The 13774-nt window shown below is 68.0% G+C and carries 15 protein-coding genes; 13 read left to right on the plus strand and 2 right to left on the minus strand.

Annotated elements, in window-relative coordinates; genetic code table 11:
- Position 1 precedes the first annotated feature (1 nt).
- Positions 2-1036 (minus strand): alcohol dehydrogenase catalytic domain-containing protein, encoded by a 1035-nt coding sequence (locus FFK22_RS31105; protein WP_138891363.1) that lies wholly within the window; start codon positions 1034-1036, stop codon positions 2-4.
- Between the two features lie 94 nt (positions 1037-1130).
- Between FFK22_RS31105 and FFK22_RS31110 the strand changes: the two genes are divergently transcribed.
- Positions 1131-1430, plus strand: a complete 300-nt coding sequence (locus FFK22_RS31110; RefSeq protein WP_138891362.1) for a putative quinol monooxygenase — start codon at positions 1131-1133, stop codon at positions 1428-1430.
- A gap of 4 nt (positions 1431-1434) precedes the next feature.
- Here the strand turns inward: FFK22_RS31110 and FFK22_RS31115 are convergent, their stop codons facing one another.
- The gene (locus tag FFK22_RS31115; protein ID WP_138891361.1) at positions 1435-1857 is read right to left on the minus strand and encodes a MarR family winged helix-turn-helix transcriptional regulator; all 423 of its coding nucleotides are present in this window, start codon (positions 1855-1857) and stop codon (positions 1435-1437) included.
- A 282-nt stretch (positions 1858-2139) separates the two neighbouring features.
- Here FFK22_RS31115 and FFK22_RS31120 point away from each other — a divergent pair, with 282 nt between their 5' ends.
- The 12 genes from FFK22_RS31120 to FFK22_RS31175 all read left to right on the plus strand — a co-directional run.
- The gene (locus FFK22_RS31120; RefSeq protein WP_138891360.1) at positions 2140-3087 is read left to right on the plus strand and encodes a substrate-binding domain-containing protein; all 948 of its coding nucleotides are present in this window, start codon (positions 2140-2142) and stop codon (positions 3085-3087) included.
- Positions 3088-3171: 84 nt separating this feature from the next.
- Complete coding sequence (locus tag FFK22_RS31125; protein ID WP_138891359.1) at positions 3172-4413, plus strand: ABC transporter substrate-binding protein; 1242 nt, start codon at positions 3172-3174, stop codon at positions 4411-4413.
- Between the two features lie 14 nt (positions 4414-4427).
- Positions 4428-5294 (plus strand): branched-chain amino acid ABC transporter permease, encoded by an 867-nt coding sequence (locus FFK22_RS31130; protein ID WP_138891358.1) that lies wholly within the window; start codon positions 4428-4430, stop codon positions 5292-5294.
- Positions 5291-6337, plus strand: a complete 1047-nt coding sequence (locus FFK22_RS31135; RefSeq protein ID WP_138891357.1) for a branched-chain amino acid ABC transporter permease — start codon at positions 5291-5293, stop codon at positions 6335-6337. Before FFK22_RS31130 ends, FFK22_RS31135 begins: the two co-directional genes overlap by 4 nt.
- Positions 6337-7065 (plus strand): ATP-binding cassette domain-containing protein, encoded by a 729-nt coding sequence (locus FFK22_RS31140; RefSeq protein ID WP_138891356.1) that lies wholly within the window; start codon positions 6337-6339, stop codon positions 7063-7065. Before FFK22_RS31135 ends, FFK22_RS31140 begins: the two co-directional genes overlap by 1 nt.
- Positions 7065-7763, plus strand: coding sequence for an ABC transporter ATP-binding protein (locus tag FFK22_RS31145; protein ID WP_138891387.1), 699 nt, complete (start codon positions 7065-7067; stop codon positions 7761-7763). Before FFK22_RS31140 ends, FFK22_RS31145 begins: the two co-directional genes overlap by 1 nt.
- Before the next feature lie 58 nt (positions 7764-7821).
- Complete coding sequence (locus tag FFK22_RS31150) at positions 7822-9336, plus strand: amidase (protein ID WP_138891355.1); 1515 nt, start codon at positions 7822-7824, stop codon at positions 9334-9336.
- Between the two features lie 235 nt (positions 9337-9571).
- Positions 9572-10903, plus strand: a complete 1332-nt coding sequence (locus FFK22_RS31155; protein ID WP_138891354.1) for an ABC transporter substrate-binding protein — start codon at positions 9572-9574, stop codon at positions 10901-10903.
- A 68-nt stretch (positions 10904-10971) separates the two neighbouring features.
- Positions 10972-11934, plus strand: a complete 963-nt coding sequence (locus FFK22_RS31160; protein ID WP_138891353.1) for a carbohydrate ABC transporter permease — start codon at positions 10972-10974, stop codon at positions 11932-11934.
- Positions 11931-12884, plus strand: coding sequence for a carbohydrate ABC transporter permease (locus FFK22_RS31165; protein WP_138891352.1), 954 nt, complete (start codon positions 11931-11933; stop codon positions 12882-12884). Before FFK22_RS31160 ends, FFK22_RS31165 begins: the two co-directional genes overlap by 4 nt.
- Positions 12881-13081, plus strand: coding sequence for a hypothetical protein (locus tag FFK22_RS31170; protein ID WP_138891351.1), 201 nt, complete (start codon positions 12881-12883; stop codon positions 13079-13081). The genes FFK22_RS31165 and FFK22_RS31170 overlap by 4 nt, the downstream gene beginning before the upstream one ends.
- Before the next feature lie 7 nt (positions 13082-13088).
- Positions 13089-13774: ABC transporter ATP-binding protein (locus tag FFK22_RS31175; protein WP_143956896.1), on the plus strand; the 686-nt coding region annotated here is incomplete at its 3' end.

The following is a 13774-nucleotide window of genomic DNA, read 5'->3' on the forward strand; positions in this document are numbered from 1 at the left end:
CCTACCGGCTGAAATCCAGCACCAGCCGTCCCAGGACCTCTCCCCGACGCAGTCGTGAAAGCGCCTCGTTCACCTGGTCGAACGGCACCGTCTCGACCGTCGCCGCGACCAGGCCGCGGGCCGCGAAATCCACCGCCTCCTGCAGGTCCTGGCGGGTGCCGACATTGGAGCCGCGGATCGACTTCTCCCAGTTCGAGATGGCTGCGATCGACAGCCGGATCGCATCGCGCCCGCCGCCCGGCAAGCCGATGAAGACGGCGGTGCCGCCGGGCCGGATCAGGGCCAGGCTCTGCTCGAAGGCGGCCGGTGCCGGGGCGATGACGATCGCCGCCGCGGCGCCGCCGCCGGTCAGGGCTGTCACGGTTCCGGCCGCGTCGGGCCCGGCCGTGACCACCGCTTCGGCGCCGAGTCGCCGGGCGAGGTCGAGCTTGGCCAGATCGACGTCGAGCACGATCGGGCGGAAGCCCATGGCGCAGGCATATTGCACGGCGACATGGCCGAGGCCGCCGGCGCCGATGATGGCGACGAACTCCCCCGCCCGCGCCTCGCTGCGCCGGAGGCCGCGATAGGTGGTGACCCCGGCGCACAGGATCGGGGCGATGCGGACGAGGTCGACGCCGTCGGGGATCAGGCCGACGTAGTCCGCCCGCGCCACCATGTATTCGGCATAGCCGCCGTCGCAGCTGAAGCCGGTGGCGCCGCCCTCCGGGCAGATCGTCTCCATCCCCGCCCGGCACCAGGCGCAGCGGCCGCAGGCGCCGGCCATCCAGGGCACGCCGACGGCGGCGCCGATGGCCGGCCGGTCGACGCCGGGGCCGTGCGCCACGACATGGCCGGTCACCTCATGGCCGGGGATCAGCGGCATCTTCGGCGGCTCGCCCCAGTCGCCATCGACCGCATGCAGGTCGGAATGGCAGACGCCGCAGGCGGCGACCCGGATCAGGATCTCGCCCGGCCCCGGCTCCGGCACCGGCGCGGTCCCGATCTCCAGCGGCTCCCCGACCCGGCGCAGCAGCGCCCGACGCATCAGCGGCATTCCGTCTTCCCTCTCAGCGGTTCAGTTAGTTGAATATTCAATAATCTGAAATTACGGTACAGAGGTTAAATCCAGACATGGGGACCCGGACAGAATGATCACGATCACGGCGATCCTGCACGCGAAACCGGGAGCGGAGGCCGAGCTGCAGGCGGCGCTCCTCGCCGTCGCGGCGCATGTCCAAGCCGCTGAGCCCGGCACGATAGATTTCTTCGTCTCCCGGGACGCCGAGACGCCGGCGGTCTTCACCACCTATGAGCGGTTCCGCGACCGCGACGCCATGGAGACGCACAACGGCTCCACCGCCGTCGCAGCCTTCTTCGCTACGGCAAAGCCGATCCTGGACGGGCCGGTCACCCTGCACATCTGCGACGAGATCAGCGCCAAGCGCTGACGCCCTACTCCGCGATCAGGCCGCGCAGGATCTCGGTCAGCCGGGTGAGGTCGGCAGGAGACAAACGATCGAGGACGCGCTTCTGCTGCTCGGTCGCGTAGCCGCCGATCTTCTCCCACAGCGCCTGGCCGCGCCTGGTCGCGTAGATCAGGACGCGGCGCCGGTCGTTCGGGTCGGGCGCGCGGACGACCAGCGACTGCGCCACCATGCGGTCGATGATCTTGGTCAGGGTCGGCGCCTCGACGAAGACCTGCTCGGCCAGCTCGGTCATCGGCCGGCCCTGGCCGTCGGCGAGCAGGCCGAGCACCCGGGACTGCTCGATCGGCACCCCCTGGGGACGCAGCTTTTCCCTGAGCTCTTCCTCGAATTGACGGTTCACGCCGGCAATGAGGTAGGCCAGCTGGTCTTCCAGGCGTTCCGGCGTCATGGCGACCGTCGAAATTTCATTAGATGAGTTCGGAAGTAAATACGCGGGACGGGCGCTGCTTTCAAGACCGGCAGGACCCCGCCCCGGCATCGGCGCTGCCCAGAACATGGGCATGCAGGGCCGCTTCGCCGGTTTTTATGGCATGCCGCCGCAACCGCAGGCCGCCCAGCCCAGGCAGCCGGGCTGGCATAGTCATTGCATTGGATTGTCGACAAACTCGAAGCCGCGCTCGACGGGCGATGCGGCACTCCGTCAGCGCGTCCAGCCTGCGAGGGATTTGGCGTGAAGATCGGGTTGCTGCTGCCGCGGGACGGGCCGGCCGGCCTGTGGTCCCCCTCGACCGAAGCCAGCGCCCTGCTGGCCGTCGCCGAGATCAACGCCCGCGGCGGCATCCGCGGCCACCCGGTCGACCTGGTCCTCGGCGATGCCGGCGGCACCGTGGCGGAGGCGGCGGAAGCGGCCGACGACCTGATCGTGCTGGACGAGGTCGACCTGCTGGTCGGCATGCATCCGAGCGACATGCGCGAGGCGGTAACCGCGGCAGTGCGGGGCCGCCGCCCCTATCTCTACACCCCGCAATATGAGGGCGGCCGGATCGAGGCCGGCGTCACGGCGACCGGCGTCACCGCGGCCGAACTGCTGCGGCCGGGCCTGCACTGGCTGTCGGAGGAGCGCGGCGCTCGGCGCTTTTTCATCGTCGGCAACGACTATGTCTGGCCGCAGGTGTCGAGCGCCGTCGCCCGGGCGCTGATCCGCGACGGCGGCGGCACGTTGGTCGGCCAGAGCTTCCTGCCCTACGGCGCGCGGGACTACGACCCGGTCTTCGCGGCGATCCGGCGGACCCGGGCGGATGTGGTGATCCTGCTGCTGCTGGGCCAGGAAGCCATCACGTTCAGCCGCGCCTTCGCCGAGAAGGGCCTCGACCGCCGCCACCTCCGCTTCGCGCTGGCGACCGACGAGACCGTGCTGTACGGCATCGGCGCCGAGGCCTCGGCCGGCCTCTACATCACCGCGACCTATCTGGCGACGCTGCGTTCGGCCGGCAATGACGGCTTCCTGGAACGCTACCACGCCAGCTTCGGGGCCCAGGCGCCGACCCCGAATTCCTTCTGCCAGTCCTGCTACGACGCGCTGCACGCCCTGGCGGGACGGCCGCGGCCGGCGCCTCGCCGGGCCGTGCATCTGGCCGAGGCCGACGGACTCGACTTCCGCGTGATCGCCAGCTTCTGAGCCGGCCGATAAATCTATTGCCATATCATTAATTGCCGTTTCATATATCTCCAATCCAAAAATGAACAGCAGGAGAGGCGGCACATGCGGATCTCGCGGCGCGACGTTCTGAAGACCACGGCCCTGTCGGCGGCCGGCCTGCTGGCCAGCCCGGCGATCCTGCGGCACGGCGCCCTCGGCGCCGACGACCCGATCCTGGTCGGCAGCCTGCACGACCAGTCCGGCCCGCTCGCGGCCACCGGCGTGCCGATGGTCGCCAGCCTGCAGCTGGCGATCGAGGAGGCGAACGCCGCCGGCGGCCTCTTGGGCCGGCCGCTGAAGCTGGTGCATTACGACACCCAGTCGACGATCCAGATGTACAGCCAGTACGCCCAGCAGCTCGCGCTCAAGGACAAGGTCGCGATCGTGCATGGCGGCATCACCTCGGCCTCGCGCGAGGCGATCCGGCCGATCTTCGACCGGTTCAAGGTGCTGTACTTCTACAACACGCTGTACGAGGGCGGCGTCTGCGACCGCAACATCTTCTGCACCGGCACCACCCCGGCCCAGACGGTCGAGAAGCTGGTCCCCTCGGCGATGCAGAGCTGGGGCAAGAAGGCCTACATCATCGCCGCCGACTACAATTACGGCCAGATCACCGCCAAGTGGATGACCAAATACGTCCAGGACAATGGCGGCGAGATCCTGTCGACCGACTTCTTCCCGCTGGACGTGACCAATTTCGGCCCGACGATCAGCAAGATCCAGGCCGCCAAGCCGGACATCATCCTGTCGGCCCTGGTCGGCGGCAACCACACCGCCTTCTACCGGCAATGGGCCTCGGCCGGGATGAAGCAGCAGATCCCGATCGCCTCGACCACCTTCGGCCTGGTCAACGAGCAGACCACGCTGGACGCGCAGGAGAGCGACGGCGTCCTCGCCGCCTATGGCTATTTCGAGGAGCTGACGACCCCGGCCAGCGCCACCTACGTCAAGAAGCTGAAGGACAAGTTCGGCGCCGACATCCCCTACATCTCCGAGATCGCCGCCGCGACCTATGAGGGCTTCTATCTGTGGCTCGAAGGCGCGAAGAAGGCAGGCTCGCTCGACCGCATGAAGGTGATCGAGGCGCTGGAGAGCGGCATCAGCTTCGACGGGCCGACCGGCAAGGTCGTGCTCGACCACGCCACCCATCACGCCACCCGCAACGCCTATCTCGGCAGCGTCAAGGACCGGCACTTCTCGGTGGTCGCGACCTATGAGCAGCAGCCGCCCGCCGACACCGCGGCGGTCTGCAACCTGATCGACAAGCCGACCGACAACCAGCAATACGTGATCAAGGTCTGAGCGGGGCCGGACCGATGGATCTCGCCGCCATACTCGCGCTCGACGTCCTGAACGGCGTCGCGTCCCTGATCCTGCTGTGCACCGGCCTGGCCGTCATCTTCGGCATGATGCGCATCATCAACCTGGCCCATGGCGAGTTCCTGATGCTGGGCGCCTACGCCACCGTGGTCTCGACCAATGCCGGGGTGAACATCTGGGTGGCGATGCTGGTGGTGTCGCCGCTGTTCGTCGGCGCGGTCAGCCTGGTGATCGAGCGCTGCCTGATCCGCTTCCTCTACGGCCGGCTGGTCGACACCATGCTCGCCACCTGGGGCCTCAGCCTGTTCATCGTCGGGCTGGTGACGACGATCTACGGCAACACCATCCAGGGCGTGCCGACGCCGCTCGGCGGCTTCTCGATCGGCGCCTACCGGTCCAGCCTCTACACCCTGTTCCTGGTGGCGATGGCGGTGCTGCTGCTGGCCGCGGTCTGGGCGGTGCTGCGCTACACCCGCCTGGGGCTGATCGCGCGGGCGACGATGCAGAACCCGAACATGGCGGCCGCCCTGGGCGTCAGCCCGAACCGGGTCTACATGGCCACCTTCGCCGTCGGCGCCGCCATCACCGGCCTGGCCGGCGGGCTGCTGGCGCCGGTCTCCGGCGTGGTGCCGACCATGGGCGCGGCCTATGTCGCCAAGGCCTTCATCACCGTGGTCGGCGGCGGCTCGGCGATCCTGGCCGGCACCGCCTCGGCCGCCGGGCTGTTCGGCTTCATCAACCAGATGGCGGCCTATCTGACCACGCCGGTGTTCGGCGAGGTGACGCTGTTCGTCTCGGCGATCATCCTGATCCGGGTGCTGCCCCAGGGCATCTCCGGCCGCTTCTTCGGGCGCAGCCTATGACCGGTCATCTCTCCAAGCTCGGGCAGGCAGCGGCGCTGGCCGCGGCGATCGCCGCCGTCGTGGTGATGCCGCAGGAGGTCGAGATCTTCGACCTGATGCAATACACGCTGTTCGCGGCGATGGGCATCCTGGCCCTGAGCCTCGGCTTCATCTGGGGCTATGGCGGCATCCTGTCCTTCGGCCAGACCGCCTTCTTCGGCCTCGGCGCCTACGCCTATGCCGTCGCTGCGATCAATTTCGGCGACAGCACCGGCGCCGTGGCGGTCGCGGTGTTGGTGCCGGCAGGCTTCGCCCTGGTGCTCGGCTACTTCATGTTCTACGGCCGGATCAGCGACGTCTATCTCGGCGTGATCACGCTGACGGTGACGCTGATCCTGTTCAACCTGGTGAACTCCACCGCCGGCGACGAGTACCGCATCGGCGAGGCGGCGCTGGGCGGCTTCAACGGCATGCCGTCGATCCCCGGCCTGAACGCCCCGGGCAATCCCGACTATCTCCTCGACCCGGAGGAGCTGTGGTTCGTCACCGGCGGCGCCCTGATCCTGGTCTACCTGCTGCTGCGGCTGCTGCTGGCCAGCCGCTTCGGCCGGGTGGCGGTGGCGATTCGCGAGAACGAGACCCGCGCCGCCCTGCTCGGCTACGATCCGCGCCTGACCAAGCTCGGCGTGTTCGTGATCGGCGGCAGCATCGCCGGGCTGGCCGGCTGCCTCTATGCCAATTGGGGCGCCTTCGTCAGCCCGACGATCTTCAGCCTCGCCCTGTCGGCCGAGATCATCATCTGGGTCACGGTCGGCGGCCTGGGCACCCTGATCGGGCCGGTGATCGGCTGCGTCCTGATCCAGTACCTGGTGGCGCAGATCGGCACGCAGCAGACGTTCAACGCCAATCTGGTGCTGGGCGTCATCCTGATCGCCTTCGTGCTGCTGCTGCGCAAGGGGCTGGTGCCGACGGTGCAGGATCTCTGCGGCCGGATCTTCGCCCTGATCCGCCGACGCGCCGCCCGGACCACCGACAGCCTCGGCGCGCTGAAGGAGGCCGAGTGATGGCGACGCCGGTCCCGCTGCTCGAGACCAAGGCCCTGACCATGCGCTTCGGCGGGGTGACCGCGGTCAGCGAGGTCGACTTCACCCTGCGCGAGGCCGAGCTGCGCTGCCTGATCGGGCCGAACGGTGCCGGCAAGAGCACCTTCTTCAAGATGCTGACCGGCCAGTTGGCCCCCAGTGCCGGCACCATCCGCTTCCGCGGCCGGCCGGTCGCCGGCGCCAGCCCGCATGAGATCGCCCGGCTCGGGGTCGGCATCAAGACCCAGGTGCCGAACGTGTTCAACGGTCTGTCGGTGCGCGAGAACATCTGGCTCGGCGCCCGCCGCACCCACACGCCGCTGCGCACGGCGGCCGTGGTGGACGAGGTGCTGGAGAAGATCCGCCTGACCGCCCAGGCCGGGACCCTGGTCGGCCAGCTGTCGCACGGCCAGCGCCAATGGGTCGAGATCGGCACGGTGATCGCGGCCGATCCGGAGCTGATCCTGCTCGACGAGCCGGCGGCCGGCATGACCCATGACGAGGTGCTGCGCACCGCCGAGCTGATCCGCGAGATCAACCAGTCCCGCGCGCTGGTGGTGGTCGAGCACGACATGCAGTTCATCCGCATGATCGCCCGGACGGTCACGGTGTTCCACCAGGGCCGGGTGCTGATGGAGGACACGGTCGACGCGGTGCTGCGCGACGGCCGGGTGCGCGACGTCTATCTCGGCAAGAAGGTCGCGGCGTGATGCTGAGGGTCCAGGGCCTGCATGGCGGCTATGGCCGCATCCCGATCCTGGCGGGGGTCAGCTTCGCGGTCGAGGCCGGGGAGTCGGTCGGCATCCTCGGCCACAACGGCATGGGCAAGACCACGCTGATGCGCACCCTGATGGGCTACCTGCCCGCCACGGCCGGGACGGTCAGCTTCGAGGGAAGCGACATCACCAAGGTGCCGACGGCCGCGCGCGCCAAGGCCGGCATCGGCTTCGTGCCGCAGGGACGCGAGATCTTCCCGAACCTGTCGGTCATGGAGAACCTGCGCATGGGCATGGCGGCGGCCCGCGAGGACCGCGCTGTGATCGAGGAGGTGCTGACCGAGTTCCCGCGGCTGCAGCGCCTGCTCGACCGGCGCGGCGGTGCCCTGTCCGGCGGCGAGCAGCAGTTGCTGGCCCTGGCGCGCTGCCTGTGCATGCGGCCGAAGCTGCTGCTGCTCGACGAGCCGACCGAGGGCATCCAGCCCTCGATCATCGAGGAGATCGTGGAGACGCTGGGGGGCTTGCGCGCCCGCCGCGGCCTGACCCTGATCCTGGTCGAGCAGAATCTCGACTTCATCGCCGCGCTGTCGCAGCGCATCCTGACCATCCAGAAGGGCCGGATCACCGGCAGCCTGGCGCCGGAGCAGTTCCGCAACCCCGAGCTGGTCGCCGAGTTCGTCGGCATGGCGTAGCCGCCCGGCCGCCATGGCCGCATCACCGTTCCGTCCACGCCCGACAAGGGAGAACAGCATGGCCGTCACCCGTCCGTCCGTTCCGCAGCTGGTCGACATCGCGGCCGGCCTGGGCATGCACCTGACCACCGACCAGGCGGCGGAGTACCTGTCGCTGATGGCCGGCAGCTTCGCCGCCTATGACGTGGTCGACGCGCTGCCGGACGAGGTGCCGATGGTGAAATATCCGCGCACGCCCGGCTATCGGCCGGGCCCGGCGGAGAACCCGCTCAACGCCTGGTACTGGAAGAGCGAGGTGAAGGGCGCGCCAACCGGCAAGCTGGCCGGGAAGACGGTCGCGCTGAAGGACAATGTCTGCCTCGCCGGCGTGCCGATGATGAACGGCGCCTCGACCCTCGAAGGCTATGTCCCGAACCTCGACGCCACCATCGTCACCCGCATGCTCGACGCCGGCGCCACCATCCTCGGCAAGGCGGTGTGCGAGTATTTCTGCCTGTCCGGCGGCAGCCACACCTCCGAGCCCGCGCCGGTGCACAACCCCCGCAAGCGCGGCTATTCGGCCGGCGGCTCCTCTTCCGGCAGCGGTGCGCTGGTCGCGGCCGGCGCGGTCGACATGGCGATCGGCGGCGACCAGGGCGGGTCGATCCGCATGCCCGCTTCCTTCTGTGGCATCTACGGCATGAAGCCGACCCACGGGCTGGTGCCCTACACCGGCGTGATGCCGATCGAATCCACCATCGACCACACCGGGCCGATGACCGCGACGGTGGCCGACAATGCCCTGCTGCTGGAGGTGCTGGCCGGCCCCGACGGGCTCGACCCGCGGCAATACGCGCCCAAGGTCACCTCCTACACCGGCGAGCTCGACCGCGGGGTGAAGGGGATGAAGATCGCCGTCGTCACCGAGGGCTTCGCCGGCGCCAACCTGGAAGCGGATGTGAAGGAGAAGGTGCTGGCCGGGGCGGAGCGGTTCCGCGTGCTCGGCGCCGAGATCGCCGAGATCTCGATCCCCGAGCATCTGGTCGCCGCCTCGATCTGGACGCCGATCGCGCTGGAAGGCCTGCAATGGCAGATGATGCTGGGCAACGGCATGGGGATGAACTGGAAGGGCCTCTACAATGTCGGCCTGATCGATGCGCATGCGGCGTGGCGGGAGCGGGCCGACGACCTGTCCGAGAGCCTCAAGATATCGATGCTCACCGCCCAGTACTTCATCAGCCACTACCGCGGCCGCTACTACGCCAAGGCGCAGAACCAGGCGCGCCGGATCAAGGCGGCCTATGACGCGGCCTTCGCGTCCTACGACCTGCTGCTGATGCCGACCCTGCCGATCAAGGCGACGCCGCTGCCGGAGCCGGGCGCCTCGATCACCGAGATCGTCACCCGGGCCTTCGAGATGATCGGCAACACCTCGCAATTCGACGTCACCGGCCATCCGGCGATGTCCCTGCCCTGCGGCCTCGGCAGCGGCCTGCCGATCGGGCTGATGCTGGTCGGCAAGGACTATGCCGAGGCCGCGATCTACCAGGCCGCGGCGGCCTTCGAGGCCAGCGGCGACTGGCAGAATTTCTGAGGATGACGGCCGCGACCGAGCGGCGATGACACACGCCCCGCCGGAATGCCGGCGGGGCTTCGCGTCGAATCTCGGCATCCCGGCCAGCCCCGCGCTCGGCCGCGAAAACTCGCGCTTGCCATGTTTAGTGAAACATGCGTTACTAAACAAATAACGAAACAAGCCGGCTGAAGACGCCGCCAGGTGTCAAGCCGGACGGGCCTCCAATACGAGGCCGATCCTGGGGAGGACATTGATGAAGAGACGCTCCGTTGTGGCGATGACGGTGTCTGCCGTCGCCTTGGTGGCCGGCCTCGCGATGCAGCAGGCCCACGCTCAATCCAATCCGTTGACTTTGTGCTGGGCCGCCTGGGACCCGGCCAATGCGCTGGTCGAGCTGTCGAAGGACTTCACCGCCAAGACCGGCACGCCAATGAAGTTCGAATTCGTGCCCTGGCCGAACTTCGCCGATCGGATGCTGAACGAACTGAACTCGCATGGCACCCTGTGCGACGTCATCATCGGCGATTCCCAGTGGATCGGCGGCTCGGCCGAGAACGGCCACTACGTCAAGCTGAACGACTTCTTCGACAAGAACGGCATCAGCATGGACGACTTCATGCCGGCGACGGTGGTCGGCTATTCCGAATGGCCGAAGAACACGCCGAACTACTGGGCCCTGCCGGCGATGGGCGATGCGCTGGGCTGGACCTATCGCAAGGACTGGTTCGCGCGGCCGGAGCTGAGGGCCGAGTTCAAGCAGAAATTCGGCCGCGAGCTGGACGTGCCGAAGACGCTCGACGAGCTGCACGACATCGCCCAGTTCTTCCAGGGCCGCGAGATCGACGGTAAGAAGGTGTACGGCGCCGCGATCTTCACCGAGCGCGGCTCGGAAGGCATCACCATGGGGGTGGCGAACTTCCTCTACCCCTACGGCTTCCAGTACCAGGCCGCCGACAAGCCCTACGACATGCAGGGCCATGTCAACTCGGCCGACGCAGTGAAGGGGCTCGAGGCCTACAAGAAGCTATACGACTGCTGCACCCCGCCGGGCTATTCGAACTCCTACATGCAGGAGAATCTCGACGCCTTCAAATCCGGCCAGGTGGCGCTGCAGATGAACTGGTTCGCCTTCTTCCCGGGCCTGTACAAAGACCCGAATGTCGGCGGCGACAAGATCGGCTTCTTCGTCAACCCGGGTGAGAAGGTGCATGGCTCGCAGCTCGGCGGCCAGGGCATCTCCGTCGTCTCCTATTCGAAGAACCAGGACCAGGCGCTGGCCTATATCAAGTGGTTCGCCACGGCCGAGGTGCAGAAGAAGTGGTGGGCCCTGGGCGGCTATTCCTGCGCCAAATCGGTGCTGAACGACCCGGGCTTCACCGCCACCGCCCCCTTCGCCGCCGACTTCCTGAAGGCGATGGGCGAGGTCGTGGATTTCTGGGCCGAGCCGTCCTACGCCCAGCTGATGCAGGCCGAGCAGAAGCGCATCCACGACTATGTCGTCGCCAACCAGGGCACCGCCCAGGAGGCGCTCGACGCCCTGGTCAAGGACTGGGCGGACGTCTTCAAGGAGGACGGCAAGATCTGAACCCGATCCCTGGGCGGGGCCCCGGCCCCGCCCGTCCGAACCCCCGCCCCACCTCCCGGTCCGGATCCATGAATGATCTGAGCACGCCGTCGCAGCTCGCGCTCCGCGCCGCCGCCGCGACCCCGATCGGGGTGGCGCGCCGGGTCCGGGGCCTGTCGGACAAGGCGATCGCCTGGCTGTTCATCACGCCGACCATCCTGCTGCTGCTGGCGATCAACATCTTCCCGCTGGTCTGGACGGTCTACCTGTCGTTCACGAACTACCGGGCCAACCGGCCGAACGCGCCGGTCAACTGGGTCGGCCTCGACTGGTACCAGCGGATCCTGACCGACCCCGACATCTGGGCGGCGATGCAGGTGACGGCGCATTTCGTGATCTGGACGATCGTGATCGAGACGCTGCTGGGCTTCGCCCTGGCCATGCTGATCGACCGGAAGTTCCGCGGCCACGGCATGTGGACCACCATCATCCTGCTGCCGATGATGCTGTCGCCGGCGGTGGTCGGGAACTTCTGGACCTTCCTGTACCAACCGCAGATCGGGCTGTTCAACTACGTGGTCACCTTCTTCACCGGCGGCGACCCGTCCTCCTTCCAGATGCTGGGCGACGTCACGCTGAGCCCCTGGGCGATCATCATCGTCGATGCCTGGATGTGGACGCCCTACGTCATGCTGATCTGCCTGGCCGGGCTGCGCTCGATCCCCGACTACATCTACGAGGCGGCGGAGGTCGACCGCGCCTCGGCCTGGCGGCGGTTCTGGTCGATCACCGTGCCGATGGCGCTGCCCTTCATCATGCTGGCGGTGCTGTTCCGCGGCATCGAGAACTTCAAGATGTTCGACATGGTCAACCTGTTGACCGGCGGGGGGCCCGGGTCGACCACCGAAGTGGCGTCGATCACCCTGAAGCGCGCCGCCTTCGAGAGCTGGCGCACCGGCTATTCCTCGGCCTTCGCCGTGATCCTGTTCGTCAGCGTGTTCGGCCTGGCCAACATCTACGTCAAGGCCCTCAACCGGGTGAAGCAGCGATGAGCGCCGCCAACACCGCCCATTCCGTGGTCGAGCCGACGCCGGCCGGGCGCCGCTTCGCCGGCGCGGTCGTGATCCTCTACGCGGTCATCACCATGATCCCGCTGCTGTGGATCGGGCTGACCTCGCTGAAGTCGCCGCAGGATTCGATCTCCTACCCGCCCAAGGTGGTGTTCACCCCCACCCTCGAGGGCTACTGCAACCTGTTCACCACCCGCACCCGCCAGACACCGGAATTCATCCAGAGCCTGGGCCCGCCGCAGGGGATGTGCGAGGAGGAAGCGCGGTCGCGCAACATGGTGATCGCCGGGCCGTCGAACTACATCCCGCGCTTCATCAACTCGCTGATCATCGCCTTCGGCTCGACCGTGCTGGCGGTGGCGCTGGGCACGCTGGCCGCGTATGGCTTCTCGCGCTTCCGGGTGCCGCTGAAGGACGACCTGCTGTTCTTCATCCTGTCGACCCGGATGATGCCGCCGATCGCGGTCGCCATCCCGATCTACCTGATGTACCGCGAGATCGGCCTGTCCGACACGCGGCTGGGCATGATCCTGCTCTACACCTCGGTCAATGTCTCGCTCGCGGTCTGGCTGTTGAAGGGCTTCATCGACGAGATCCCGAGGGAATACGAGGAGGCGGCGCTGATCGACGGCTACACCCGCTTCCAGGCCTTCGTGAAGGTGGTGCTGCCGCAGGCCGCGACCGGCATCGCCGCGACCGCGATCTTCTGTCTGATCTTCGCCTGGAACGAATACGCCTTCGCCGTGCTGCTGACCTCCGGCACCGCCCAGACCGCGCCGCCCTTCATCCCGATCATCATCGGCGAGGGCGGGCAGGACTGGCCGGCCGTGGCCGCCGGGACCACGATCTTCCTGGTGCCGATCCTGGTCTTCACTATCCTGCTGCGGCGCCATCTGCTGCGCGGCATCACCTTCGGCGCGGTGCGGAAATGAGCGCTCCTCCCCTCCCCGCCCGCCGCCGGTGCCGGCTGTTCCGCCGCGGCCCGTGGGAGGCGGCGGCGACCGCGGCCATCGCCATCGGCATCGTCATGCTGATGCAGCCGCTGTCGCTGACGCTCTACTCCTGGTCCTTCGTGACGATCCTGGCCGGCACGGTCGGCTTCATCATCGTCAGCCACTTCCCGGATTGAGGACGCCATGGCCGAGATCCGGGTCGAGCATCTGCACAAGGCCTTCGCCGACTTCACCGCGGTGCGGGAGTCCAGCTTCACCGTCGCCGATGGCGAGTTCTTCGTGCTGCTGGGCCCGTCCGGCTGCGGCAAGACCACCACCCTGCGCATGATCGCCGGGCTGGAGCTGCCGACCAGTGGCCGCATCCTCCTGGGTGGCCGCGACGTCACCTTCGACCGCGCCCGGGCCCGCGACATCGCCTTCGTGTTCCAGCTCTTCGCCCTGTACCCGCACATGAATGTCCGCCGGAATGTTGGCTTCCCGCTGAAATGCCAGGGCATGCCGGCGCGGGAGATCGCGCGGCGGGTCGAGGAGGCGGCGCGCCTGCTGCGCATCGACCATCTGCTCGACCGCCCGGTCTCCGGCCTGTCCGGCGGCGACCGCCAGCGGGTGGCGCTGGGCCGGGCGCTGGTGCGCGAGCCGCAGGCCTTCCTGATGGACGAGCCGCTCGGCGCGCTCGACACCGAGTTCCGGGCGCTGATGTGCGGCGAGCTGCGGGGGCTGCACAACCGACTGAGCGCGACCACGGTCTATGTCACCCACGACCAGCTCGAGGCCATGGCGATGGCCGACAAGATCGCGGTGATGAACCGTGGCGTGGTCGAGCAGTTCGGCACCCCGCGCGAGATCTATGAGCGGCCGGCCAGCATGTT

Source organism: Mycobacterium sp. KBS0706 (genome assembly GCF_005938675.2).
Lineage (GTDB): Bacteria > Pseudomonadota > Alphaproteobacteria > DSM-16000 > Inquilinaceae > Inquilinus.

Coding starts and splice junctions, on each gene's coding strand:
- FFK22_RS31165 (WP_138891352.1), top strand. CDS start 11,931: ATGAGCGCCGCCAACACCGCCCATTCCGTGGTCGAGCCGACGCCGGCC.
- FFK22_RS31115 (WP_138891361.1), bottom strand. CDS start 1,857: ATGACGCCGGAACGCCTGGAAGACCAGCTGGCCTACCTCATTGCCGGC.
- FFK22_RS31155 (WP_138891354.1), top strand. CDS start 9,572: ATGAAGAGACGCTCCGTTGTGGCGATGACGGTGTCTGCCGTCGCCTTG.
- FFK22_RS31170 (WP_138891351.1), top strand. CDS start 12,881: ATGAGCGCTCCTCCCCTCCCCGCCCGCCGCCGGTGCCGGCTGTTCCGC.
- FFK22_RS31105 (WP_138891363.1), bottom strand. CDS start 1,036: ATGCCGCTGATGCGTCGGGCGCTGCTGCGCCGGGTCGGGGAGCCGCTG.
- FFK22_RS31150 (WP_138891355.1), top strand. CDS start 7,822: ATGGCCGTCACCCGTCCGTCCGTTCCGCAGCTGGTCGACATCGCGGCC.
- FFK22_RS31135 (WP_138891357.1), top strand. CDS start 5,291: ATGACCGGTCATCTCTCCAAGCTCGGGCAGGCAGCGGCGCTGGCCGCG.
- FFK22_RS31110 (WP_138891362.1), top strand. CDS start 1,131: ATGATCACGATCACGGCGATCCTGCACGCGAAACCGGGAGCGGAGGCC.
- FFK22_RS31160 (WP_138891353.1), top strand. CDS start 10,972: ATGAATGATCTGAGCACGCCGTCGCAGCTCGCGCTCCGCGCCGCCGCC.
- FFK22_RS31130 (WP_138891358.1), top strand. CDS start 4,428: ATGGATCTCGCCGCCATACTCGCGCTCGACGTCCTGAACGGCGTCGCG.
- FFK22_RS31140 (WP_138891356.1), top strand. CDS start 6,337: ATGGCGACGCCGGTCCCGCTGCTCGAGACCAAGGCCCTGACCATGCGC.
- FFK22_RS31145 (WP_138891387.1), top strand. CDS start 7,065: ATGCTGAGGGTCCAGGGCCTGCATGGCGGCTATGGCCGCATCCCGATC.
- FFK22_RS31125 (WP_138891359.1), top strand. CDS start 3,172: ATGCGGATCTCGCGGCGCGACGTTCTGAAGACCACGGCCCTGTCGGCG.